The 25,084-nt window shown below is 67.9% G+C and carries 21 protein-coding genes and 1 other RNA gene; 5 read left to right on the top strand and 17 right to left on the bottom strand.

Annotated features, from left to right (window positions below; translation table 11 throughout):
- Positions 1-146: 146 nt before the first annotated feature.
- Both IHE46_RS00920 and IHE46_RS00915 read left to right on the top strand, forming a co-directional pair.
- On the top strand, positions 147-1,748 hold the full coding sequence (locus IHE46_RS00920; RefSeq protein ID WP_192162620.1) for a glycoside hydrolase family 30 beta sandwich domain-containing protein: 1,602 nt from the start codon (positions 147-149) through the stop codon (positions 1,746-1,748).
- A gap of 52 nt (positions 1,749-1,800) precedes the next feature.
- The gene (locus IHE46_RS00915; protein ID WP_192162618.1) at positions 1,801-3,159 is read left to right on the top strand and encodes an alkaline phosphatase family protein; all 1,359 of its coding nucleotides are present in this window, start codon (positions 1,801-1,803) and stop codon (positions 3,157-3,159) included.
- Positions 3,160-3,663: 504 nt separating this feature from the next.
- On the opposite strand, the gene rpiA is transcribed toward IHE46_RS00915, so the two are convergent.
- From rpiA to IHE46_RS00885, 6 genes are all read right to left on the bottom strand, one after another.
- Positions 3,664-4,305 carry a ribose-5-phosphate isomerase RpiA gene (rpiA, locus tag IHE46_RS00910; protein ID WP_192162613.1) on the bottom strand — a complete coding sequence of 214 codons (642 nt, stop codon included), beginning with the start codon at positions 4,303-4,305 and terminating at the stop codon, positions 3,664-3,666.
- A 34-nt stretch (positions 4,306-4,339) separates the two neighbouring features.
- Positions 4,340-4,795 carry an EVE domain-containing protein gene (locus tag IHE46_RS00905; protein ID WP_192162612.1) on the bottom strand — a complete coding sequence of 152 codons (456 nt, stop codon included), beginning with the start codon at positions 4,793-4,795 and terminating at the stop codon, positions 4,340-4,342.
- On the bottom strand, positions 4,792-5,400 hold the full coding sequence (locus IHE46_RS00900; protein ID WP_192163110.1) for a 5-formyltetrahydrofolate cyclo-ligase: 609 nt from the start codon (positions 5,398-5,400) through the stop codon (positions 4,792-4,794). Before IHE46_RS00900 ends, IHE46_RS00905 begins: the two co-directional genes overlap by 4 nt.
- Before the next feature lie 64 nt (positions 5,401-5,464).
- A non-coding RNA gene (ssrS, locus tag IHE46_RS00895) (6S RNA) lies at positions 5,465-5,651 on the bottom strand.
- A 12-nt stretch (positions 5,652-5,663) separates the two neighbouring features.
- Positions 5,664-6,014: a cell division protein ZapA gene (locus tag IHE46_RS00890; protein ID WP_192162609.1), complete on the bottom strand. Its 351-nt coding sequence runs from the start codon at positions 6,012-6,014 to the stop codon at positions 5,664-5,666.
- A 4-nt stretch (positions 6,015-6,018) separates the two neighbouring features.
- A complete protein-coding gene (locus tag IHE46_RS00885; RefSeq protein WP_192162607.1) occupies positions 6,019-6,258 on the bottom strand; it encodes a TIGR02449 family protein in 240 nt (79 codons plus the stop codon).
- A gap of 90 nt (positions 6,259-6,348) precedes the next feature.
- Here IHE46_RS00885 and IHE46_RS00880 point away from each other — a divergent pair, with 90 nt between their 5' ends.
- From IHE46_RS00880 to IHE46_RS00870, 3 genes are all read left to right on the top strand, one after another.
- Positions 6,349-6,915, top strand: a complete 567-nt coding sequence (locus IHE46_RS00880; protein ID WP_192162605.1) for a UPF0149 family protein — start codon at positions 6,349-6,351, stop codon at positions 6,913-6,915.
- The gene (locus IHE46_RS00875; protein ID WP_225562704.1) at positions 6,912-8,252 is read left to right on the top strand and encodes an aminopeptidase P N-terminal domain-containing protein; all 1,341 of its coding nucleotides are present in this window, start codon (positions 6,912-6,914) and stop codon (positions 8,250-8,252) included. Before IHE46_RS00880 ends, IHE46_RS00875 begins: the two co-directional genes overlap by 4 nt.
- A gap of 154 nt (positions 8,253-8,406) precedes the next feature.
- Positions 8,407-13,986: an Ig-like domain-containing protein gene (locus IHE46_RS00870; RefSeq protein ID WP_192162603.1), complete on the top strand. Its 5,580-nt coding sequence runs from the start codon at positions 8,407-8,409 to the stop codon at positions 13,984-13,986.
- 46 nt (positions 13,987-14,032) lie between these two features.
- Here IHE46_RS00870 and IHE46_RS00865 read toward each other — a convergent pair whose 3' ends face one another.
- From IHE46_RS00865 to rph, 11 genes are all read right to left on the bottom strand, one after another.
- On the bottom strand, positions 14,033-15,880 hold the full coding sequence (locus IHE46_RS00865) for an ATP-binding protein (protein ID WP_192162601.1): 1,848 nt from the start codon (positions 15,878-15,880) through the stop codon (positions 14,033-14,035).
- The gene (locus IHE46_RS00860) at positions 15,880-16,545 is read right to left on the bottom strand and encodes a response regulator transcription factor (protein WP_192162600.1); all 666 of its coding nucleotides are present in this window, start codon (positions 16,543-16,545) and stop codon (positions 15,880-15,882) included. Before IHE46_RS00860 ends, IHE46_RS00865 begins: the two co-directional genes overlap by 1 nt.
- Positions 16,546-16,616: 71 nt before the next feature.
- Positions 16,617-17,936: a Xaa-Pro dipeptidase gene (gene pepQ, locus IHE46_RS00855; protein ID WP_192162598.1), complete on the bottom strand. Its 1,320-nt coding sequence runs from the start codon at positions 17,934-17,936 to the stop codon at positions 16,617-16,619.
- An 83-nt stretch (positions 17,937-18,019) separates the two neighbouring features.
- Positions 18,020-18,337 (bottom strand): DUF1634 domain-containing protein, encoded by a 318-nt coding sequence (locus IHE46_RS00850; protein WP_192162597.1) that lies wholly within the window; start codon positions 18,335-18,337, stop codon positions 18,020-18,022.
- Entirely contained in the window at positions 18,334-19,194 is an 861-nt protein-coding gene (locus IHE46_RS00845) for a sulfite exporter TauE/SafE family protein (protein WP_192162595.1), read from the bottom strand. Before IHE46_RS00845 ends, IHE46_RS00850 begins: the two co-directional genes overlap by 4 nt.
- Before the next feature lie 157 nt (positions 19,195-19,351).
- Positions 19,352-19,681, bottom strand: a complete 330-nt coding sequence (locus IHE46_RS00840) for a PilZ domain-containing protein (protein WP_192162594.1) — start codon at positions 19,679-19,681, stop codon at positions 19,352-19,354.
- Positions 19,678-22,104 carry a DUF1631 family protein gene (locus IHE46_RS00835; protein ID WP_225562703.1) on the bottom strand — a complete coding sequence of 809 codons (2,427 nt, stop codon included), beginning with the start codon at positions 22,102-22,104 and terminating at the stop codon, positions 19,678-19,680. The genes IHE46_RS00840 and IHE46_RS00835 overlap by 4 nt, the downstream gene beginning before the upstream one ends.
- A 60-nt stretch (positions 22,105-22,164) precedes the next feature.
- On the bottom strand, positions 22,165-23,331 hold the full coding sequence (gene hemW / locus IHE46_RS00830; protein WP_192162593.1) for a radical SAM family heme chaperone HemW: 1,167 nt from the start codon (positions 23,329-23,331) through the stop codon (positions 22,165-22,167).
- The gene (gene rdgB, locus IHE46_RS00825; protein WP_192162592.1) at positions 23,328-23,927 is read right to left on the bottom strand and encodes an RdgB/HAM1 family non-canonical purine NTP pyrophosphatase; all 600 of its coding nucleotides are present in this window, start codon (positions 23,925-23,927) and stop codon (positions 23,328-23,330) included. Before rdgB ends, hemW begins: the two co-directional genes overlap by 4 nt.
- Positions 23,924-24,313: a VOC family protein gene (locus IHE46_RS00820; RefSeq protein WP_192162591.1), complete on the bottom strand. Its 390-nt coding sequence runs from the start codon at positions 24,311-24,313 to the stop codon at positions 23,924-23,926. The genes rdgB and IHE46_RS00820 overlap by 4 nt, the downstream gene beginning before the upstream one ends.
- A 12-nt stretch (positions 24,314-24,325) precedes the next feature.
- Complete coding sequence (gene rph, locus IHE46_RS00815) at positions 24,326-25,066, bottom strand: ribonuclease PH (RefSeq protein WP_192162590.1); 741 nt, start codon at positions 25,064-25,066, stop codon at positions 24,326-24,328.
- Between the last annotated feature and the right edge of the window lie 18 nt (positions 25,067-25,084).

Raw genomic sequence — 25,084 nt, 5'->3', positions numbered from 1 at the left:
GGAGGATCGCGGGCTGCCCGGGTGGCGTCTTGCCGCCCGGTGCCGTATCGGGGCAAGCTTCGGCAACGCGCCGCACGATGCCGTGCGGCCGTAGCTAGAGAGATTTCAGTGATCCACAAGGCCACCTCCAACGTCGAGTGCCGCGCATGAGGGAACCGCAGGGCATCTCCGGCCGCATGGCGGTTGCGCTGTTTGCCCTTCTTACCCTGTGCGCGCTGGCCGCACTGCACGTCCCCTTGCGCCTGCCGCCCGCGCCGCAGCTGCTGGTGCCGGCGATGCCCGACGGTTCGGATGTCCAGCTGTGGGTGAGCACGCAGGACCGCAAGCTGCGACTGGCGCAGCAGCCGAACATTCCGGTCGTGGTGTCGGACGCCGAGGCCCAGCCGCCGCAGGCCGACATCGTGATCGACACCAGCCGCACCTTCCAGACCATCACGGGCTTCGGTGCGGCGATGACGGATTCCTCGGTGTGGCTGCTGGACCACGCGCTCGACGACGACCAGCGCTTCGACTTCCTGCAGGAGATGTTCGGTCCGCCGCCGGGGCTCAACCTCGACATGGCGCGCGTCACCATCGGCGCTTCGGACTTCTCGCTCAAGCCCTATACGCTGGACGACATGCCCGGGGGCCAGACCGATCCGTCGCTGGCGCACTTCAACATCACCGCCGAGCTGCATGATCTGGTGCCCGTGCTGCGCGAGACGATGGAGATCAACCCGCAGCTGCACATCATCGCCACGCCATGGAGCGCGCCGACGTGGATGAAGAGCATCGACGCGCTCAACGGCGGCACCCTGCAGCCGCAGTACGAAGCCGCGTATGCGCAGTACCTGGTGAAGTACATCGATGCGATGCAGGGGCAGGGCATTCCGATCTGGGCGCTGACCGTGCAGAACGAACCGGGATTCGAGCCGCTGACCTATCCGGGCATGTTGCTGCCCGCCGATGCGCGTGCGCGCATCATCGGAAAGTACCTGGGACCGGCTCTGGCGGACCGGGACCCGCAACCGCTGATTTTCGACTGGGACCACAACTGGGATGAGCCGCAGCAGCCATTGGCCGTGCTGGCCAACCCCGAGGCGCGGCGCTACGTCGATGGCGTCGCGTGGCATTGCTACGCGGGCGACGTGAATGTGCAGAACCGCGTGCATCGGGCGTACCCCGACAAAGACGCCTACCTGACCGAATGTTCGGGCGGCGACTGGGCCTCCGCGAAGAACGGCGAGCTGCTGCTCTTCGCGCGCGACATCCTGCTGATGAGCCTGCGCGACTGGGCGCGCGGCGCGATGTACTGGAACATCGCGCTGAACGAGAAACATGGTCCGCATTCCGGCGGCTGCATCGACTGCAAGGGCATGGTGACGATCGACTCCAAGACCGGCGCGATCCACCGCAACGACGAGTACTACGCCTTCGCCCACTACAGCCGTTTCGTGCTGCCCGGCGCCGTACGCGTATGGTCGACCGCCACCGGCCCGGACATCCACAACGTGGCGTTCCGCAATGCCGGCGACGGTTCCATCGTACTGGTGGTGACCAACGGCACGAAGGAGGCGCGTCATGTCAGCGTGGTGCAGGATCAGCTCTATTTCGAGTACACGATGCCGCCCGAGAGCGTGGCGACCTTCACCTGGAATCCCGACCTGGCCACGCATTCGTGGGAGCGTCGCGTGCATCGCCTCTTCGACAAGGCGGTGCATGCCATTACGCCGGGCGGGGCGGGCGTGATGCGCGCGGGCGTAAAGTGAGCCGCGGGCCCATGGCTGGATGCGGCGCGAGTTTTCCGAGGAGGACGATGTGATGAGTTCAAGCAGGTTCGGCTGGCGCGCGGTGGCCGCGGCAACATTGGCCGTTGGCATCGCGACGACCGCAGCGGGCGCGAGGGCGGCCGATGCGCCCAGGCCCAAGGTGGTCGTCATCAGTCTGGACGCGTTCGGCGCGCGAAGCCTGGCGGAGCCCGAGCTGCCCGCGCCCACCCTGCACGCGTTGATGCAGCAGGGCGTGCACGCCGTCTCCATGCAACCGATCAATCCCACCATCACCTGGCCCAACCACACCGCGATGGTCACCGGCGACGACGCCAGCCTGCATCACGTGCTGGTCAACGGCCTGATCGTGGGGCAGCGCGAAGCCACTCCGCCGCACATCGACATGAATGCGCCCAAGTCGAAACTGGTCGCCGTGCCCACCGTGTACGACGCCGCGCATGCGGCCGGCCTGGTCACGGCCGAGGTGGACTGGGTGGCCATCATGGATGCGCCCACCATCGACTGGCGCTTTCCGGAAAAACCGAATCCCGACGGCGCGATCGAGCAAGACCTGGTGAAGCAGGGAATCGTCACGCGCGACGAACTGGCGAAGTTCGGCGAACCCTCACAGGCCTGGCGCGACCGCATGTACACGAACGCGGCGGTGGACATCATCCGCAAGCACCATCCCGACCTGTTGCTGCTGCACCTGCTCGCGCTGGACAGCATCGAGCACGAAACCGGCTACGGCAACGACTCAGGGCGCAACACCATCGCCTTCCTCGACGATCGCGTGAAGGAGGTGATCGATGCCGTGCGCGCCGCAGGCGAGCTCGACAACACCACCTTCGTCATCGTCTCCGACCACGGTCAGGAGAGCGTGCACCACCTGCTGAATCCCAACGTGCCCCTGATCGATGCAGGCTTGCAGACGGCCAGCGCTAGCCAGTCCGCGTTCGCCATTCCCGAGGGCGGCTTCGCGCTGGTGTTCCAGAAGAACGCCACCGACGCTTCACGCCAGGCACTGAAGAAACTGTTTGCGGGCAAGGCCGGCATCCGCGCGGCGCTGACGCCCGACGAGGCGGCGAAGATGGGCTGGCCGGTGCCGGCGACCTCTGATCAGGCGCCCGACCTGCTGCTCTATCCGGCCAACGACTACGAATTCGACGACAAGTACGCCACGCAATACGACGCGCCCACGCTGCAGCGTGGCGCGCACGGCTACCCCAATTCGGAGCCGCTGATGCAGGCCATCTTCATCGCCGCGGGGGCGGGCATCCAGGGCAAGGGCGTGCAGATTCCCGCATTTCCCAATGTCGATGTGGCGCCGACCATCGCGCACCTGCTGCACATCCGGTTCGACGATGCCAAGGGCAAGCCGCTCACTGGGATTCTGGCGCCGGGATACTGAGTGCCTGTCTGAAATTTTCAATCAGACTTTCGCGAAAGATATTTTGCGTTGGCGCAAGCGACAGAGCGGTTTCGGTCGCCTGCCGGCGCCCGAGTTACTTCTCTTTGCTGGCCCACGCCACCGCTAGGAGCGGTGGCGAACAGCGAAGCTGGCCCGAAGGGCGGAGGGCAGGATGCCCGGAGTCAAGAGAAGTAACCCAGAGAAATGGCCTGGTGTGATCCGCCGAAACTACAAGCAGGCTGTATCGAGGACGTCGGAATCCTTCCCGCCTACGCGATTGACCGCGCGGCCACCCCGCGCCGTATCTGGAGACTGAGGGAAGTATCTGAGAACTGAGGGCGGGACCCTGCAGCATTTCGCGCTGCATCTCTTAGCTCGTCATTCCGGCGTAGGTCTGAATCCAGGGACGGTATGGCCTGGACAGGCGTGATCGCTACTGGATTCAGGCCTGCGTCGGTGTGATGAGCGAACAGAAACTTCCCGGGCAGCCACCGGATGCCCGGCTCAGAGCTCCTTGTCGCCCACCAGCACCACGTCCGCCGGGCGCTGCGCGAACAGGCCCACGGTGACTACGCCGGCGAGCTGGTTGAGCTGCTGCTCCAGCGCCACCGGGTCGGTGATGCGCCAGCCGTGCACGTCGATGATCCAGTTGCCGTTGTCGGTGGTCACGCCGTCGCGCCACACCGGCTGGCCGCCCAGCTTGACGATCTCGCGGCTCACCAGGCTACGCGCCATCGGGATCACCTCGATCGGCAGCGGGAACTTGCCCAGCACGTCCACGCGCTTGCTGGAGTCGATGATGCAGACGAACTTCTGCGCCGCCGCCGCCACGATCTTCTCGCGAGTGAGCGCCGCGCCGCCGCCCTTGATCAGGCGCCTGTGCGGATCGCACTCGTCGGCGCCGTCGATGTAGATGCCGATCGGTCCGGTGGCGTTGAGGTCGAGCACCTCGATGCCGTGCTGCCTCATGCGCGCGGTGGATTGTTCGGAGCTGGACACCGCGCCCTTGATGCGGTCCTTCATGCCGGCCAATGCGTCGATGAAGAACGCCACGGTGCTGCCGGTGCCCACGCCCACGATGGCGCCGTCCTCGACGTAGCGCAGCGCGGCTTCGCCGGCCAATTGTTTTTCGTTCGGGTTGCTCATGCGTGTGTTCCGGCAAGGATGGAAAGGTCGGCGATCATTCGAGCGCGAGGATGTGCTGCCAATGCGCGGCCTCCACCGGCTGCACCGACAGGCGGCTGCCCTTGCGCACCAGCACCATGCCGTCCAGCGCAGGGTCGGCCTGCAGCTCCTTCAGCGTGATGGTGCGCTTGAGCTTCTTCACGAACTTCACGTCCACCAGCATCCAGCGCGGGTTGTCGCGCGAGCTGCCGGCATCGAAGTACTTGCTCTTGGGATCGAACTGACTGGGATCGGGGTAGGCGTCGGTGGCGACTTCGGCGATGCCCACGATGCCGGGCTCGGCGCAGTTGGAGTGGTAGAAGAACACCTTGTCGCCCACGCGCATGCCGTCGCGCATGTAGTTGCGCGCCTGGTAGTTGCGCACGCCGTCCCAGGACTCCTGCTTCTTGCGCTTGAGATCGTCGATGGAGAAGGCGTCCGGTTCGGACTTCATCAGCCAATGGTTCTTCATGCGGCGCTCCCGGCGGCGTGGCAGTCGATCAGTTCGCGGTCGGTGGCCACGTAGTCCAGCGACACGTCCCACGGCTCCGCATCCAGGTGCTCGACTTCCTGGAAATCGTAGGCCACACCCACCAGCAGCGGCTCGGTGGGGCGCGCCTGGTCCTTGAGGAAGGCGAAGCTGCGGTCGTAGTAGCCGCCGCCGTGGCCGAGGCGATGGCCGCGGCGGTCGAAGGCCAGCAGCGGCACCAGCACCAGGTCGAGCTGGAACGGTGCGAACCATTCGCGCGGGGTCACCGGCTCGGGGATGCCGTAGCGGTTCGGCGCCACCGCGTCGCCGTCGCGCCAGGGCGCGAAGTGCAGTTCCTTGCCCTTCGCGAGCAGCGGCAGCAGGAAACGCTGGCCGCGAGTGGCCAGCGGCGGGATGACCAGGTTCAGCGGCAGCTCGCCGCCGGTGGCCCAGTAACCGGCCACGCGCACGTCGGTGAGGTATTCGGGCAGCTGCTCCAGCGAGCGGCGTAGTCCCTGCGCGGCGGCCATGCGTGCCGGCGGCGGCAGTGCGCGGCGGCGTTCGGCCATCTGCTGGCGCAGTTCGTGGCGATGGGCGGCGGCGTCCACGAGGCTTGTCTCCATCGAAAAAACGCCCCGTCAGTCGTGCGACGGACGGGGCGCGGAAGAGGTGGCGTCAACCGCGATGCCGCTGCCCACCAAACGACCTTGATCCACAATGGATCAGGTGGGAGGGCGACATGGTCTCAAGGCTTTCCGCACGCGGCGGACATGCACAACGACCGATGAAAAGCCGACCCGGGGCCGTATTTAGGAACAAGGCAAATGTAAGAGTGTGCCGGCGCACACCGCAGAAAACGCCGGGAACGATTTTAGGCTTTTGGGAACAAATCCGCCACCGTCTCGCGGTGCAGCGTGTCGGCGTTTTCCAATGCGAATTCCAGCCGCTGGCGCATCGTGGCAAGGCGTTGCGCGGTTTGCTGGCCGTCGCCGCCCTGCTGCTTGCGCAGCGCCAGCAGCTCGTGGGTCATGCTCACCGCGGCGAGCACGGCGAGGCGCTCGAAGCTGGGCGCGCGCGCGTTGGCGCGCAGCTCGCGCATCTTGCGGTCGAGCAGGGCGGCGGCTTCGACCAGGCCCTCGCGCTCTTCGGGCGCGCAGGCGATCAGGAATTCGCGGTCGATCAGCCGCAGCGCGACCGGATCGTTGTTGCCGGGAGTACTCATCGGTTCAGCCATTGCTTTCGAGCGACTTCAGTCGCTGGATCATCGCTTCGACCCGGCTGCGCGCCTGTTCGTTCCGTGCGAGCAGGCTGGCACGTTCGCCCGACAACTGCTCCTGGCTGTGTCGCAGGCTGCGGTTTTCGTCGCTGAGCCGGCGCACGGTGTCGAGCAGGCGATCGACCTGGCGGCCAAGCGCCTCCAGTTCAATCTGGACGGGATCGGGCGGAATGGAATCGGCCGGGTTCATGCGTCGAACTATAGCAGTACGGCATGCCGGCACAGCGGTCCGGGGATGGCCGTGGCGTAGAATGAACGGCCATCCCCGAGGAACCCCGCCATGCCGGCCAACGAACCGCTCAGCCACGACGATCTGGACGCGTTGATCGTGCGCCTCCGCCTGGGCGTGGACGCCAGCGAGCTGCATGGCTCGCTGTGCGGCTACCTTGCCGGTGGCGCCACGCCAAACGGCAGCAGGCTGCTCGCCGCGCTGGAACTGGAAGGTGCAGAAGGCGTCACGCCCTCACCCTCCGACCAGGCCGCGCTGGATACCCTGTTGCGCCAGTGCCGCGACGCCCTGGCCGATCCCGACCTCGGCTTCGAACCGCTGCTGCCCGCGGACGACCGCACGCTGGACGAGCGCGCCGACGCGGTGGCCGAATGGTGCCGCGGCTTCCTCGGCGGCTTCGGCCTCGCGGGCACCGACGCCCATGCGAGTCTGTCGGACGACGCGCAGGAAGTGCTGCGCGACTTCGGCACCATCGCCGCCTCGTCCTTCGATTTCGACGACGCTGCCGAAGACGAGGACGCGCTGATCGAAGTGCAGGAATTCCTCCGCGTGGGGACTCTGCTGCTGTACACCGAATCCGCCGGCCGCGGCCAGTCCGGCAGCGACCGCCTGCATTGAGCACGCCGGCCGACCGTTTCGCCGCGCCCGCCATCGCGGGCGAGGAATTCGCCCGCCGTCGCCGCCAGCTCATGCAGATGGCCGGCGAGGATGCGGTACTGCTGGTCGCCGCCGCGCCTGAGCGCCTGCGCAACGCCGATGCCGCGTGGCCGTACCGCCAGGATTCGGATTTCCACTATCTCGCCGGCTTCCCCGAGCCCGATGCCGTGCTGGCGCTGCTGCCAGGCCGGATGCATGGCGAGGTCGTGCTGTTCTGCCGTGAGCGCGATGCCGAACAGGCGCGCTGGCACGGGCCGTCCATCGGCTCCGAGCGCGCGGTGGCCGACTACGGCATGGACGATGCCTTCCCGATCGACGACATCGACGACATCCTGCCCGGCATGATCGAGGGCAGGGCGCGCGTCTACTGCCACTTCGGCCGCGAGCCGGCGTTCGACGCGCAGCTGATGGGCTGGATGCGGCGCCTGCGCCAGCTGCGCGGCGGCGGCGTGGCGCCCAAGGAATTCGTGGCGCTGGGCCACCTGCTGCACGACCTTCGGCTGTACAAGTCGCGCGCCGAACTCCGGCTGATGCGCACCGCCGCAGGCATTGCCGGCGAAGCGCATCTCGCCGCGTGGCGCGGCGCGGTGCCGGGGCGCTACGAATACGAGGTGGAGGCCGAACTGCTGCACGCGCTGCGCAGCCGCGGTGCGGTGCCTGCGTTCACACCCATCGTCGCCGCGGGCAGCAATGCCTGCGTGATGCATTACCAGCACAACCGTGCGCGTCTGGCCGACGGCGACCTGCTGCTGATCGACGCCGGCGCCGAGCTGGACTGCTACGCCAGCGACATCAGCCGCACCATTCCGGTCAACGGCCGCTACAGCCGCGAACAGCGCGCGCTGTACGAAGTGGTGCTGGCCGCCCAGCTTGCCGCCATCGACGAGGTACGGCCGGGCCAGCCGTTCGACGCCGCGCATCACGCCGCGGTGCGCGTGATCGCCGAAGGCCTGTGCGCGCTGGGCCTGCTGAGGTGCGATGCCGATACGGCCATTGCCGAAGGCGATTACAAACGTTTCTTCCCCGGCAAGACCGGACACTGGCTGGGTCTGGACGTGCACGACGCGGGCGACTACCGCATCGACGGCGTCTCGCGCGTGCTCGAGCCCGGCATGGTGGTGACGGTGGAGCCCGGCATCTACGTGCCGCCCGACGACACCGGCGTGGATGAGCGCTGGCGCGGCATCGGCATCCGCATCGAGGACGATGTGACGGTGACGCGCGACGGCAGCGAGGTGCTCAGCGCCGCCGTGCCGAAAGAGCCGGTGGAGATCGAGGCACTGCTTGCCCAGCGTTGAGTCGGGGGCGCCACCCGCGCATCGACTCTCGGCATAGAGGGGCAGCCACGAGGCTGAGCACTCACGCAACGTGAAATACCCCTGATTTCGGGGATGACGCCCTGCATTTGCACAGACCACCATGTGCAGCACAGATATCTTGGGGGGCAGGGGCGTGAACACGAAGCGCAGTGGCGCAAAACCGCGGCCGTGGTTCGGGTTGGCATGCCTGGCGCTTGCCAGCGCGTTCGGGTTGCCTGGGTTGGCGAAGGCGTCGCCCGGCTGCGTGGCCCTGAATGGGTTGTCCGGCACCATCCAGGCATACGGATATGTACAGCTTCTCAGTAACAGCCAACTGGTCAACCAGGGCGACCGGGTGACCCTCACGACCTCGGGATACGCTTATTACGACGGTTCCTTTCTGAACATGCAGGACAGCGGTGGAACGGTCACCGGCACCGAGTCTGCCTCGGGAGCCGGGGCTGACAACCTCAGTAACGGCACCAATAGTCCGATCACCTACAGCATTTCATGCCAATCGGTCGGCGCCTCGGGGCTGAGTCTCAGTCCGTCCAGCGGCGGGTTCGGCAGCACGATCACCGTGACGGGCTCGGGCTTGTGGGGCACCAGCGCGGTGAGGTTCGGCGGTATCGCTGCAACCGGTTTCAGCATGCCAGCCTATGGCAACACAGCGACCGTGACGGCCACGGTGCCCGATGGCACGGGTACCGTGGCCGTCACCGTGACCACGGATGCCGGAACCTATACGGCCGGCAACTACACCTTCACTCCGCCGACGGTCAATGCGGTCAGTGCCACGGTGGGCTATGACAGCAGCAACAACGCCATCGGCCTCAGCGTCAACGGCACCCCCGATTCGGTGGGCGTGATACAGGCCGCTGCCCATGGCGTGGCCAGGTCCAGCGGCACGTCGATAACCTATACGCCCACGGCTGGCTACGTCGGCAGCGACAGCTTCACGTATGCGGCCAAGAACCGTGCCGGTACGTCGTCCGCGGCGTTGGTATCCATCACGGTGGGCCAGGCGACGCAGACGATCACGTTTGCCAATCCCGGTGCGCAGAATTTCGGCACCACGCCCACGCTGACGGCCACGGCCACTTCCAACCTTCCGGTGACCTTCACGTCGAGCACGACGGCGGTGTGCACGGCCGCCAGCAACGGAACGCTCACTTTCATCACGGCCGGCACTTGCACCGTCAATGCCAACCAGGCCGGCAATACCAACTACACAGCTGCACCGCAGGTGAGCCAATCGTTCACCGTCAACGGCGTCGTACCGGGCGAGCCCGCCATAGGAACAGCGTCCGCAGGGCCCGCCCAGGCAACGGTGACTTTCACTGTGCCGCTCTCTTCGGGCGGTTCGCCGATCACCAGCTACACCGCCACCAGCAGCCCTGGCGGAAATGTCGGAACATGCGCATCGTCGCCATGCACCGTGACCGGACTGGTCAACGGCACCTCGTACACTTTCACGGTGACGGCGACCAACGGCGTCGGCACTGGCTCCGCATCCGCTGCATCGAATGCCGTGACGCCGGAAGCGGCGCAGACCATCACCTATGCCAATCCGGGTACGCAGAATTTCGGCACCACGCCCACACTGACGGCCTCGGCGACATCCGGGTTGCCGGTGACGTTCACATCCAGCACGACTGCGGTCTGCACCGTCACCAGCGGCGGCGTGCTGACCGTCGTGACGCCGGGATCCTGCACCATCAACGCCAACCAGGCCGGCAACGGCGCTTACCTTGCCGCCGCGCAAGTGAGCCAGACGTTTGCAATCGCGGCGGTGGTGCCCGGCGAGCCCACCATCGGCACGGCGACCGCAGGGGCTGCCCAGGCAACGGTGACCTTCACTGCGCCGACCTCCAACGGCGGTGCGGCGATCACTCAATATGTCGCCACCAGCAGTCCGGGCGGCCTCACCAGTGTTTGCGCTGGCTCGCCCTGTGCGGTGACGGGGCTCACCAATGGCACCGCCTATACCTTTACGGTGACAGCAACCAATTCGGCCGGTTCCGGCATGGCGTCTGTTGCATCCAACAGCGTCATCCCCAAGGCCGCGGGCACGATCACGAATTTTGTCGCTACCCCGGCGGCGCCGGTGTACAGGCCGAACGGCACTTTTACCGTATCCGCCACCGGCACCGGTTCGAGCAGCCCGCTGGTGTTCGCCCTCGGCGGGTCTTCGGGGGCGGTGTGTTCGATACAGGGCGGCACGGTGACGACGCTCTCGGCCGGCACCTGCACGGTGACGGCCAATCAGGCCGGCGACGGCAGCCACCTGGCCGCACCACAGGTGACGTTGGCCGTGACGATCAGCAATCCGCCGGCACCCACCGCCAGCAATGTCAGTGCGAGTGCCAGCTACAACACGGCGGCGAGCATCAACCTCGCCAGTGCGATCGCCGGCGTCGACATCACGGCGGTGACGGTCGGCACGGCACCGACACACGGCACGGTGAGCGTGTCGGGCGAGACGGTGACATATACGCCGTCGTCGACGTTCTACGGCGGCACCGACAGTTTCACGTATACCGCGACGAATCCAGGCGGCACCTCGGCTCCGGCCACGGTGACTCTGACCGTGGGTACGCCGGCGGCGCCGACGGCAGCGGCCAAGGCGGTGACGACGCCGTACAACACGGCGGCGAGCATCAACCTCGCCAGTGCGATCGCCGGCGTCGACATCACGGCGGTGACGGTCGGCACGTCGCCCACGCACGGCACGGTGAATGTGTCGGGCGAGACCGTGACGTACACGCCGTCGTCGACGTTCTATGGTGGCACCGACAGCTTCAGCTACACGGCGACGAACCCGGGCGGCACCTCGGTTTCAGCCACGGTGACGATCACGGTAGGCGCACCGGCAGCGCCGACGGTGGCGGCCAAGACGGTGACGACGACATACAACATGGCGGCGAGCATCAACCTTGCCAGTGCGATCACCGGCATCGACATCACGACGGTGACGATCGGCACGTCGCCCGCACACGGCACGGTGAACGTGTCGGGCGAGACGGTAACTTACACGCCATCGTCGACGTTCTATGGCGGCACCGACAGCTTCACTTATACGGCGACAAATCCGGGCGGCACGTCCGCGCCGGCCACGGTGACGATCACGGTGGGTGCACCGGCGGCACCGACGGTAGCGAGCAAAGCGGTGACGACGCCGTACAACACAGTGGCAAGCATCAACCTCACCAGCGCGATCACTGGCATCGACATCACGGCGGTCACGATCGGCACGCCGCCCGCGCACGGCACGGTGAGCGTGTCGGGCGAGACGGTGACGTACACGCCGTCGTCGATGTTCTACGGTGGTACCGACAGTTTCACCTACACGGCGACAAATCCAGGCGGCACCTCGGCTCCGGCCACGGTGACAGTGACCGTGGGTACGCCGGCAGCGCCGACGGTAGTGGCCAAGGCGGTCACGACGTCGTACAACACAATGGCGAGCATCAATCTCGCCAGCGCGATCACTGGCATCGACATCACGGCGGTGACGATCGGCACGGCGCCCGCGCACGGTACGGTGAGCGTTTCGGGTGAGACGGTGACGTACATGCCGTCGTCGACGTTCTACGGTGGTACCGACAGCTTCACGTATACCGCGACGAATCCGGGCGGCACCTCGGCTCCAGCCACGGTGACTGTGACCGTGGGTACGCCGGCAGCACCGACGGTAGCGGCCAAGACGGTGACGACGCCGTACAACACGGCGGCGAGCATCAATCTCTCCGGTGCGATCACTGGCATCGACATCACGGCGGTGACGATCGGCACGGCACCCGCACATGGCACGGTGAGTGTGTCGGGCGAGATGGTGACGTACACGCCGTCGTCGACGTTCTACGGCGGCACCGACAGCTTCACCTACACGGCGACAAATCCGGGCGGTACGTCCGCGCCGGCCACGGTGACGATGACGGTGACGCCGCTGAGCGTACCGGCGGCCCAGGCCATCAGCGTGTCCACCACCACGGGCACGCCAGTGCTGATCGATGCCACCGTTGGCGCGACCGGCGTGCAACCGTTCACCGGCGTGAACGTGGCCAGCGCTCCGTCACACGGCAGCGCCAGCGCAAGCGGCGGCCAGATCACCTATACGCCGGCGGCCGGTTTCATTGGCAGCGACACTTTCACTTATCGCGTCGCCAACCACTTCGGCAGTTCGGCGCCAGCCACCATCACGGTGACGGTCACGGCTGCCGGTCGCGCTGGTGCGGCCACGGGCACCAAGACGGCGACCACCGCGCCGGGAGTCGCCGTGACGTTGAACCTGGCCCAGATCGTGCCGGATACCTATGTGTCCTCGGCCCTGATCGGCCTTTCTCCGGGCGATGCGGGCCAGGTTGCGCTGAGCCAGCCGGCCACGCTGACCTTCACGCCGGCCCAGGCGTTCCGTGGTCTGGCCCAGATCAGCGTGGTACTGACCACGGCCTCGGGGCATCAGGTGACGATCGATGTGCTGGTGCTGGTGAGCAGTCAGCCCGATCCCTCGAAGAACCCGGATGTACTCGGCCTGGTCAACGCGCAGGCCGAGCAGGCGCAGCGTTTTGCGCAAAGCCAGCTGGACAACATCGATGGGCGCCTCGAGAACCTGCACGATGGCGGTGGCACGGCACTATTCAGCAATACGCTGTCGATCAGCGTGGATGGTCAGGCGCTGCAGGCCCCACGGCAGGGCGATCCGGCGATGGCTAACAGCCAGCCGGGAAGCGGCGGACCGATCGGCCCGGACCGCAACCTGTCCGGGAACGGGTTCGGTACGCTGCTCCAGCCAGGCCTGAGTGCGGCGGGCGGTGGGCCTTCCGCCGCGATGGGGCCGGAGGTCACGACAGGCAATGCGGCACAGTCGGCGGCCGCTCCGCTCAAGGGGCCGGCAGGGCTGGGCTTCTGGATCGCCGGTACCGCCAACTTCGGTACCTTCGAGGCCTATCGGCAGGCAGCGGGTTTCGACTCGAACGACATCGCGGTGAACCTTGGCGTGGATCAGCGGATCAGCCAGCACGCCCTGTTCGGCTTCAGCCTGGGCTACAACCACGACAATGCCGACATCGCCAATGACGGCACGCGCAGCATCGCGCAGGGGTACAGCGCGGCGATGTATGGCAGCTACCAGCCGGCGCCGCAGGTCTACATCGATGCCGTGCTGGGTGGTGGCGGCCTGAGTTTCGACAGCCGTCGTTACGACGCTGACAGCGGTAGTTTCCTCACCGGCCGGCGTACCGGCAGCGAGTGGTTCGGCTCGCTCACCGCAGGTTACGAGTACCACAACCAGGGCGGGTTGCTGTGGTCGCCTTACCTGCGGCTGGAGCAGTCGTTGTCCGAACTCAACGGATTCTCCGAACAGGGGGCGGCCACGGCGGCATTGAGCTACGGCCGCCAGACAGTGCGCACTTCACTGGCGGTGCTGGGCCTGCGTGTCGGCGAGCAGTTCTCCATGGACTGGGGCGTGTTGGCGCCGCGTGCGCGACTGGAGGTCGGCCACGATTTCCAGGGCACCAGCGACACCAATCTGAGTTACGCCTTCATTCCGTCGGCCGGATCGTGGAACGTGCTGACCAATCCTTACGCGGCCAACGGCACCAGCGTGCAGCTTGGCCTGGGGCTCGATCTGCAGCTGCCGCGCGACCTGCGGTTGACCACCGACTACGAATACCTGACGCAGCCGCATGCGCACGACCAGATGATACGGCTGGGTTTGAGCAAGCAGTTCTAGGGGGAAGGCCGGGCCGCCATGCCGGCAGTCGCCGGCATGGCGGGATTCACGGCAGCAGCATGTCCAGGCCGACGCTGGCGCCGCTTCCTGGAATGGCGAGGAGTTCGAGTCGTCCACCCAGCCGCGCCGCGCGGCTCTGCATGCTGGCGAGGCCCGCGCCGCGCGAGCCGTGGTTGGCGGGGTCGAAACCGCGGCCATCGTCGCGGACTCCGGCGCGCAGATGATCGCCGCTGCGTTGCACGTCCACGTGAACCTTGCTGGCACCGCTGTGCTTGAGCACGTTGGTCAGCGCTTCCTGCAGGAAACGCAACAGGTCCAGACTGCGCATGGCACCCAGGCGGCAGTCGTCCAGATCGTCGAGCTGCCAGCGGCTGTCGATGCCTGCGGCTTCCAGCCGCTGGCTCCAGCGGTGGCGCAACGGCGCCAGCAGGCCGGCGAGGTCGGTGTCCTGCTCGTGGGTGGTGGTGTCGATCACCAGGCGCAGATCGTCGCGCAGTTCCTTCAGCGTGGCGACGGTGCGTGTCGTTTCCGGCGAGGGCGGCGACTGCTCCAGCGTGGTGATGGCGCCGAGCAGGCTGCCGCCGAAGCCGTCGTGCAGGTCGCGCACCAGGTTCAGGCGTTCGCCGATGCGGGTATTGGCGAGCGCCAGGGTGTGTTCGCGCGAGAGAGTGTCGGAAAGTTGCGCAGTGGCCACCTCCACCTCGTGGCGCAGCTCGATGTTGAATCCTTCGACGCGGCGCATCGCGGCGGAGAAGCGCCAGGCGACGGCGAAACCCATGCCGACCAGGGTGAGCGGCGAGGTGACCGCGCCCAGGTTGTTGTTGCCGGCGGGGAGTATTTCGAAAAAGACCAGCAGGTCGATCAGCGAGACCAGCACGGGCACCGCCAGGCAGGCGGCCATCACCCGCAGGTCGGCACGCGGCGTGCGCACTGCATGCCACTGGAAGGCCAGGATGGCCACATAGTCGAGCGCGATCGTGGGGACGATCCAGACGTTGCGCCACACTCCCATGGCATGCGGCGCGAACAGCGCCATCAGCAGCGCCGCCACCGTGGCCGCCAGCAGCGCGGCTTCCGTCCGCCGCCAGCGCAGTTCGCAGAACCGCAGCAGGAACACGCAGAACGTAGTCGCCGAGGCCAGGAACATGGCGGCGTTCATGCCTTCCCACGCATCCGTGCTCGCCAACGGCCACGTGCTCGAGGCCACGAAGTTCCAGTCGTAGGCGGCGCCGAACAGGGTGGTGAGGGCGTACCAGCCGAACACCGTCTCCCGCCGACGCAGCAGCCAGAACATCAGGAACAGCACGCCAAGCACCGTGCTCAGCGCGAAGTTGAACAGGTGAATGTTGAAGCGCCAGAACATCGCCTGCTCGTAGCTGGCGCGTATCGTCGCGGGGGCGCCGATGCTGACCGTGCCGAGGCCGGGCTGGTAGGCGGCCAGGCCCGAGGCGCGCACCAGCAGCGTGTTCTCGCCCGCGCGCAACAGCGGCCGGTCGAGCATGAAGTGCTGCGGCACGATCCAGCTCCGCGACAGCGGTTCGACCAGATGCGTATCGCGGTAGAGCAGGCTGCCGTTGACCCAGACCTCGTCGGCCATGCAGACGTAGTCCAGCAATATACCGACGGGTGCATTCGCGTCGGTCTGGTTCCAGTGCAGCCGGTACCACACGACGCCGTCATGCCGGGGCCAGCGCTTGTCCCAGTAATCCATCAGCTTCACCGGCACCCAGCCCGTGGCCGGGGGCGCGGCGGCGTTCCAGTCGGAGCGCACGGCTTCGGCCTGCGTCAGCGTGAGGACGGGATGCGTCGCTTCCGTCCGCTCATGCGCATGCCGCGCGCAGGCGGTCAACGCCGCCAGCAAGCCGAGCAGCACGACGACGCGCAGGCGTGCCATCAGCGCAGCAATCCCCGGGACTTCGCCTCGAATACGGCAGCCGTGCGCGAGCGCACCGCCAGCTTGCGGTAGATCGCCTTGGTGTAGCCCTCGATGGTGAAGCGCGAAAGCGACAGCTGTTCCGCGATCTCGCGGTTGCTGTGGCCGCGCGAAACCAGTTCGAGGATTTCGGTCTCGCGCTCGGTCAGCGCATCGTCGGCGTGCACGGCCTGGACCGATGCGGAGGGCAGCAAAGTAAGGATGCGCCGCGCCACGAAGGGGTCGATGGGCGAGCCGCCGCGGCGGATGCTTTGCAGCGCGAACTCCAGCTCGGCATCCTCGCGTTCCTTCAGCAGGTAGCCGATGGCGCCGGCACGCAGCGCCGCCAGCACGGTGTCCTCGGCGCCCCAGGCCGAGATCACCACCGTCGCCGTCTGCGGATGATGGGCGTGCAGCCAGCCGATCAGCTCGATGCCGCTGCCGTCCGGCAGGCCGATGTCGATCAGGGCCAGCGCCGGCGCCTGCTGCACGATGTGCGCCCGCGCCGCGGCGATGCTGCCGGCGGCGGCGATGCGCAGCCCGTCGCCGAGGACCCGCTCCAGCAGGCGCGCGAGACGCTGCTGCGTGGCGGCGTTGTCTTCGACGATCAGCGCCGGATCCAGTGCGATGCCCCCGTTGTCCCCCATGCCTGCATCTACCCCGAATGGACCGGAGAGATTATGCAGGGATTGCCGGACAACTTCCTGCGACGGATGGGTCAATCCGCCTGTGCGAACGCGTCGCGCGTGAGGTTCTCCGGCGCGCCTTCGGTGCACGCCACGTCGTCCTCGATGCGGATGCCGCCGTAGGGACGGAAGGCATCCACCCTGGCCCAGTCGACGTCGGCGGCAGCGGGCTTGTCGCGCAGTTCGGCCAGCAGCATGTCGATGAAGTACAGGCCCGGCTCGATGGTCACCACCATGCCCGGCTCCAGCGCGCGGGTCATGCGCAGGTAGGGATGGCCGGCGGGACGCGGGATGCTGCCGCCGCGCGCGTCCGGCTGGAAGCCGGCCACGTCGTGCACCTGCAGGCCGATGGAATGGCCGAGGCCATGCGGGAAGAACGCGCTGGTGACTCCGGATTCCACCGCGCTTTCCGCGCTCATGCGGATGAAGCCGTGCTCGCGCAGCACGCCGGCGATCACGTGGTGGGCGTACAGGTGCAGTTCGGGATAGCTCTGCCCCGCGCGGACCTTCGCCACGAAGTCTTGCTGCGCGGTGTCCATGCTGTCGATCAGCGCCTGGAATTCGCCGTGGCCGGCGGCGGCATACGTACGCGTGATGTCGCTGGCGTAGCCGGCGCAGCTGGCGCCGGCGTCGATCAGGAAGGAGCGGTGCTCGGCCGGCGGCGTGCGGTCGAAGTGCATGTAGTGCAGCACCGCGCCGTGTTCGTTGAGGCCGACGATGCTGGCGTACGGCAGTTCAGCATCGATCTGCCGCGCAGCTTCGAGATAGGCGAGATGGATGCCGAACTCGCTCTCGCCCGCGCGGAACGCGTCCTCCGCCGCGCGATGCGCACGCACGCCGATACGGCTGGCATGGCGCATCAGCTCCAGTTCGTAGGGCGTCTTGAACGAGCGATGCCAGTGCAGGAAGTCGAGCACGGCATGCGGGTTGTTGACCGTCACGCCGTCGATGGCGGGGCAGGCCGGCGCGATGACCGCACTGCGGCCCTTGGGCAACTGCGCCGCGGCCTCCTGCGCGCTGCGCACGGTGACGATGTCGAAGTGCTCCACCCAGTAGCCGTGCGGCGCCTGCGGCACCACGTGCCAGTAGTCGCGCGGCTGCACGAAGATCAGCTTCGGCTTCGCGCCCGGCGTGTAGGCGATCCAGCTGCCCGGCGCATCGGTGAGCGGCAGCCAGTGCTTGAAATGCGGGCTGGCGACAAAGGGGTAATCCTGGTCATCCAGGAACTTGCCCGGCGGCGTCCCGGCGGCGATCAGCAAGTGGTCGAAGCCTCCCAGCGCCAGCGCCTGGTCGGCGTGCGTACGCAAGGTGGCGAGGTGCGCGGAATAGAGCGGGGCGAGCGGCGCGTTCATGCGGGTTCCGGAGCGGGGATGGCAGCCTGCGAGTGTAATGCCGCGACTTCATCGCGACGCGCCTGCAGTCCTCGGGCGGATTTTTACAGCGCCGCCAGCACCCCGGCCGCGATGATCGCGAGGACAAGCCCGGCGATCAGCGCATAGACGACATCCTTCTCGCGCAAGAAGGTGAACAGCATCAGCGCCACGCGCCCCACGGGCAGCGCGATGAAAAGCGCCACGCCTGCCTTCATCACGGCAAGGCCGTCCGGTCCGTGAGGAAAAGCGTGACCAACGTGCTGCATGGCGCGGAGCGCCAGGCCGACGGCGATGATCGCCGATGCGATCCAAGTGCCCAGCCAGAGCAGTCGCGCGACAAGCCGTTCGCGCCGCTGGTCGTCGCTTGCCCGCGGGTTCATCCGCCACCTCCGAGGATGTGGAAGCCGAAGGCGCTCATCAGCATCAGCACCGCCAGCAGAGCGAGCACGGTCACGAAGAAGACGCGCAGCTTGTCGGCGGGTAGCCACATCAGCAGGCGCGCGCCCGCCAACGCACCGACCACCGAGCCCAGCGCGACGGGCGCGGCGATATCGATGTCGATGTCGCCGCGCATGAAATACGCGCCCGCGCTGGCCGACGCCGTCACGCCAATCATGAAGTTGGAGGTGGCGGACGACACCTTGATGGGCAGGCGCAGCGCGGTGTCCATCGCCGGGATCTTCAGCACGCCGGAGCCGATGCCGAGCAGGGCCGAGATCAGGCCCGCGCCGTACATCAGCGACAGGCCCAGCGGCACGTTGCCGACGCGATAAGCCACCTCGCGGCCCAGCGTGCGGTCGAGGAAACTCGAATGCAGCCGAAGCCTCGTCGCCAAGCTCGTCGCGTCGGGTTCCTGCGCATGGGCCGCGTCGCCGCGCCGCGCGAGCATCTGCCGCGCCGAAACCGCGAGGATCAGCGCGAACAGCCCGTAGAGGAAGGCCGTCGAGACGACGCCCATCAGGAACACGCCGCACAGCGCGCCCAGCGTGGTGGCCGTTTCCAGCACCACGGCGAGACGGATATTGGTCAGGCGCCCTTTCAGGAACTGCGCGGCGCTGCCGCAGGAGCAGGCGATCACCGAGACGATGCTCGCGCCGATGGCCACGTGGATGTCCACGCGGAAAAGCTGGGTGAGCAACGGCACGATGAAAATGCCGCTGGCCATGCCGAGCACGCCGCCCAGGGCGCTGGCGCCGAAGGCTGCGACGAACAGCCAGGCAAGGGTGGAGATTTCCAAGTCGCAGGTTCCGATGGCGTCCCGGTGTCCGGGCGCCCGGACAATCGTGTGGAAACCGGCCCGATGGACCGATCCGCAATGATAGGTCTACCCCCTGGGCCCACGGCTGAATCGCGGTGCGTACGCCGGTGCTTTCGGCTTGCTTTTCAGCGCCGTATCAATGCCGTCGCAACCAGCGCTCCAGCAGTTCGCCGTGAGCGTGGCTGATCGCGATGATGCGATAGCCGGCCCAGTACTGTCCGCGGCTGGCGGCGGGTTCGTGCCACTGTTCCTGCAGGCCGACCTCGATGTTTCCGCTGGCATCCGGCAACGGCAGCCGCACCTGGTAGATGCCCTCGCTGCGCGGCGCGCGTCCGCCGATCAGCAGCAGGCCGCTGCTGGAAAGGTTGCAGAGGTTGCCGAACGGCTGTTCGGCGACGGTGTCGAAGGCCGTGATGCCGCCATCGACGGCCTTGCGCGGCGCGCGGCGCTGGTCGGCGGTGTTCATGGGAAACCTCGGGGCAGGGGCTGTCGATCCGAAGGCGCCTTGGCGCCGTGCTGCAGGGTGCCGGTAAGCGCTTGCCACGCGCGGTCGAGCAGGCCGTCGCGCTGCGGCGACAGTTCGCGCACCCGGCCGCTGGACATGGCACGGGCCAGCTCGCGCAGGTTCATTTCTTCTCCGCGCTGGCCGCGGCGGGTGACGAACAGGCTGTTGCCGGTGACGGGCGAGAACCAGGCCAGTTTGCGCTGGCTGATTTCACCCGTGGCGGGGTCGGCGAATTCGAACCAGCTGCCGTAGGGCAACTGGCGCAGGCGGTTGTGGATGCGCGCTTCCTGCGGTCCGAGCGGCGCTTCGCTGTGGGGCGTCGGCGCCGCTTTCGCGTGCTGCGATTCGCCCAGCCGCTGACGCTGTTTCAGGCGCAACGCGAGATCGGTCGCGCTGGGCAGGTCGGATGTCGTCGCGGCCGGCGCAACCGACGCCGGCGGAGCGGATGCCGGCGCGGCTGCGGCTGGCGCAGGCGCAGGTGGCGCAACCGGTGCCATCACGGTGGCTGCGAGCGCAGCGGGTGTGGCACCGGGTTCGCGTACCGGAGGCGCAGCGACCGGTTCGGTCACTGCCGGCGGCGGGGCGGCCTGCGGCGCTCTGGCGGCGGGGGGCGGTTCGACGAACTCGTCGTCGACCAGGCGCAGCGCAACCTGGCCGGCCTCTTCGGCGTGCATGCCGATTTGCTGCAGCCCGGCCTGTACTTCGCGGCGCAGCAGGTCGGCATCGTCCACCGGCAGGCGACCCAGCAACTGGTCGGTGACGCGCACGCGCTGCGCGAAGACCGGGCTGTCCTCGCCGTGCTGCAAGACGGCGAGTGCCAGCACGTCGGCCCAGGCGCGGTCGAGCAGGGCACGCAGCAGGCCGCGCGGCGGGTTGGTGGCGTAGCGGCTGGCCAGCAGTTCGTTGGCGCGCTGGCGCGCCAGCTCCAGGCGTTCGCGGCCCTGCATGGCCTCGACGTGGCGCCGTTCGGCGGCCTGTGCGCGGCGGTTGAGCTGTTCGAGATGGTGCTCGATGTCCGCCAGCAGGCTGGTATAGAGGCCGGCGCTGGGCGGCTCGCGCCGGGCGCGATCCACCAATTGGTTGAGGCGTGCGGTGAGCTGCCGGTCGGCGTCGCCATCCGGACCGTCCAGCCAGTCGTTGGCGGCATCGGCCACCACACCCAGCAGGCGGCGTGCGGGATGTTCGTGCTGGTCGAAGAAGTCCTGGTCGGCGACGGCGAGGCGCAGCATCGGCAGCTGCAGCTCGTCGAGCACGGAGCGTGCGTGCGGGCCTTCGTGCATCTGCTTGCCGATCTGCTCGAACAGCATCGCCACCAGTTCCACCGTGTCGTCCTGCTCGGCGCTGAGCCGGGTGGGCGCGGCGCCGGCCGGCTTGCCGGCATTGAGCTGCAGCAGCAGTTCCTCGCGCAGGCGCTGGGCGCTGCGCAACTCGCGGCTGGCCTGGTCGGTGACCTGGGCCAGGTGCTGCTGCAGGGCGTCCAACGCGGTCTGCAGTTCTTCCGGAGTGGCGGGTTGCCCGGCGACGACGCCACCCGCACCGGTGCGGCGCTGGGCGAGCAGGTCGCGCAGGGTTTCCAGCACGGTGATCGGCGCCTGCGCCGTGCCGGCGGCTTCATGCGCCTGCGGCTGGGCGGCGGGAGGGGCATCGTTCGCCGGCACGATGCGCGCGGCGGAAACCGTGCGCGGCGGCGCGTAGGGGCGCAGCTGCGGCAGCAGGCCATCGTCCTGCAACTGGGCGTTGACGGTCGCGTAGAGCGGACCTGCCGGCATCAGCACCGTCTGTTCGAAGCTTTGGAGCAGCAGCAGGCGATGTTCCGGTGGCAGGGTTTCCATGGTGGCGATGCCGTCCCGCAAAGCCCCGACGAGGCCGGCGGGCCCGATCGGCAGTGCAGGCCCTTCCAGCGGTGCGGCGCCGACCAGCACGGCAAAGCGGTAGGAAAGCTCGGTCAGCAGCCGGCCATGGTGCGCTTCGCCGCGCGCGGCGAGCTTGTCCAGCGACGTGGTCAGCTCGTGCTCGCCGCGCTCGAGCAGGCTCAGCGGCTGATGCGCAGGCAACTCGTCCGCGGCTTCGCTGAGCTGTCCCAGGCAGGTGAAGCCGTTGCGCAGGTGGTCCGCGAAGGCCTGCATGAATGCCGCCTGCTGCAGCTGCAGCAGGGAGCGACTGTCGAAGCAGCGTTGCTGTTCTTGGTGGTTGTGCGAACGCTCGGCCAGCTGGTACAGCGCCTTGTCGAAGCGGTCCAGGCATTGCCGCAGCGCAGGTTCCAGCCATTGCGCACACAGCGGGCCCACGACGTTGAGCAGGCGTTGCGTGCGAGCAGGCCAGCGGGCACGTGCAGCCGAGCCTGCCGCGGCGGATGTGCGTCGTTCCATATGGTCAGCGTCCATGACGCGATTCCCTCGATTCCCCGGCAGCAGTGTAGGCCGCTTCCCCGGGGAGCGCCAAGTTCACCCCAGGAAGCTGGCGATCACGTCGTTGAGGAAGCGTTGCCCCAGCGGGGTGGTGCACAGCCGGCGATCGTCCTCGACCAGCCAGCCGCGGCCGCGGGCCTCGGCCAGCGGGGCGGCGATGCTCTCGGCCGGCAGGCCCGTGCGCGCGGCGAAATCCGCCAGCGGCACGCCGTCGATCAGGCGCAGCGCATTGAGCATGTATTCGAACGGCAGCTCGTCTGCGGCCACGATGCCGTCCCCGCCGATGCGGGCGGCGCCGCCCGCGGCGTCCATGTAGGCGCGCGGATGGCGGGTTTTCCAGCGGCGATGCACCTTGCCCGCGGCTCCGTCGCTGAGTTTGCCGTGCGCGCCGGCACCGATGCCTAGGTAGTCGCCGAACTGCCAGTAGTTGAGGTTGTGCGTGCAGCGCCGGCCCGGCTGCGCGTAGGCGGAGATTTCGTACTGGCCGTAGCCGGCCTCTGCGAGGCGCGCCTCGCAGGCTTCCTGCATCGCCCAGGCGTGGTCGTCGTCGGGCAGCGGCGGCGGGTTGGCGGCGAAGGCGGTGTTCGGCTCCAGCGTGAGCTGGTAGTGCGAGATGTGCGCGGGCGACAGCGCGACCGCGCGCTCCACGTCGGCCAGCGCGCCGTCCAGCGTCTGCGTGGGCAGCGCGTACATCAGGTCTAGGTTGAAGTTCGTGTAGCCGGCGTCCTGCGCCGATTTCACCGCGGCTTCGGCCTCGGCGGCGGAGTGGATGCGGCCCAGGCGCTTCAGCTTGTCGTCGTCGAAGCTCTGGATGCCGAAGGAGAGCCGGTTGACGCCGGCCTTGAGATAGCCGTCGAAACGGCCGTGCTCGACCGTGCCGGGGTTCGTTTCCAGCGTGACTTCGCAGTCGGCCGCGAACGGCAGGCGCTCGCGCGCGCCGTCGAGGAAGCGCGCGACCAGTTCCGGCGCGAACAGGCTGGGCGTGCCGCCGCCGAAAAACACGCTGACGATTCCGCGACCCTGGACGGCCGCGCCGAAGTCGCGCAAGTCGGCGTCGAGGTCGGCCATCAGCAGGTCGACATAGGCCGCGTACGGTGGCGGTTCGCCGCGCAGGCCGTGCGAATTGAAGTCGCAGTACGGGCACTTCTTCACGCACCAGGGCATGTGTACGTACAGCGACAACGGCGGTGCGGCGAGGCTCATGGCCAGTGCTGTTCGCGCAACCGTTCGCGCAGCAGGGCCAGCGCCTGGCCGCGGTGGCTGAGCCGGTTCTTCAGCGCGTCGTCCATCTCGGCCACGCTCTGCGTGTAGCCGTCCGGCAGGAACACCGGGTTGTAGCCGAAGCCGCCGCTGCCGCGCCCTTCGGTCAGGATACGGCCGTACCAGCGCCCCTCGGCAATCAGCGGGGCGGGATCTTCGGCGTGGCGCAGCAGCACCAGCACGCCGATGAAGAAGGCGCCGCGCCGTTGGTCCGGTACGCCTTCCAGGGCGTGCAGCAGTTTGGCGTTGTTGGCCACGGCATCGCCGTGGCCGCCGCTGTAGCGCGCCGAATACAGGCCGGGCGCGCCGCCGAGATGATCCACGCACAGGCCGGAATCGTCGGCCAATGCGGGCAGGCCGGTGGCGCGTGCGGCATGGCGCGCCTTGATCAGCGCGTTTTCGACGAAGGTGAGGCCGGTTTCCTCGGCATCGTCGACGCCGAGGCTGGCCTGCGTCACCACTTCGAATCCGCTGTCGGCGAGCAGGGCGCCGAATTCCTTGAGCTTGCCGGAGTTGCTGCTGGCGAGTACGAATTTCATGGCTTCAGTTGCAACAGATCCCAACGATTGCCGTAGATATCCTCGAAGACGGCAACGGAGCCGTAGTCTTCGTGGCGCGGGGCTTCGGCGAAACGCACGCCGCGCGATGTCATCGCGGCGAAGTCGCGCTCGAAGTTGTCGGTATGCAGGAAGAACCCCACGCGGCCGCCGGTCTGGTCGCCGATGCGCGTGGCCTGAAGGTCATTCGCCGCCTTGGCCAGCAGGATGCTGGTGGTGGCGCCCGGCGGTGCCACCAGCACCCAGCGCTTGCCGTCTCCGCGCGGCGAATCCTCGCGCAGCTCGAAGCCGAGCACCTGGGTGTAGTACGCGATCGCCTCGTCGTAATCCGCCACGACGAGCGCGAAGCTGGCGATGTACTGGGCCATGCGCGCGAACGCTCAGAGCGCTAGCGCGGCGCGTTGCGCGGCGACCAGCTCGGCGATGCCTTTCTCGGCGAGGCCCAGCAGGGCGTCCATCTCGTCGCGGCGGAAGGCGTGGCCTTCGGCGGTGCCCTGCACCTCGATGAAGCCGCCGCCGTCGTTCATCACCACGTTCATGTCGGTGTCGCAGTCCGAGTCCTCGGCGTAGTCGAGGTCGAGCACCGGCACGCCCTTGTAGATGCCCACCGATACGGCGGCCACCGCGCCCACGATCGGGTTGCGCTTGAGGTTCTCGCGCTGGACCAGGTCGTTCACCGCATCGACCAGGGCCACGTAGGCGCCGGTGATCGCCGCGGTGCGCGTGCCGCCGTCGGCCTGCAGCACGTCGCAGTCCAGCGTGATCACGCGTTCGCCCAGGGCCTGGCGGTTCACGCAGGCGCGCAGGCTGCGGCCGATCAGGCGCTGGATTTCCAGCGTGCGGCCGCCCTGCTTGCCGCGGGCGGCCTCGCGGTCGCTGCGGGTGTGGGTGGCGCGCGGCAGCATGCCGTATTCGGCGGTGACCCAGCCTTCGCCCTTGCCGCGCAGGAAGCCGGGCACCTTGCTCTCCACGCTGGCGGTGCACAGCACGCGGGTGTCGCCGAAGCTCACCAGCACCGAGCCTTCGGCATGCCGGGTGTAGCGGCGCTCGATGGTGACGGCGCGCAACTGGTCGCTGGCGCGACCGCTGGGACGGCTGCCTGAAGGGAGTGACTGGTTCATGGGAGCGATTGGGCAAGG

This window comes from Rhodanobacter sp. DHG33 (assembly GCF_014843005.1).
GTDB lineage: Bacteria > Pseudomonadota > Gammaproteobacteria > Xanthomonadales > Rhodanobacteraceae > Rhodanobacter_A.
Note: the sequence above shows the minus strand (reverse complement) of the source record. Positions and strands in the feature narration are given on the sequence as shown.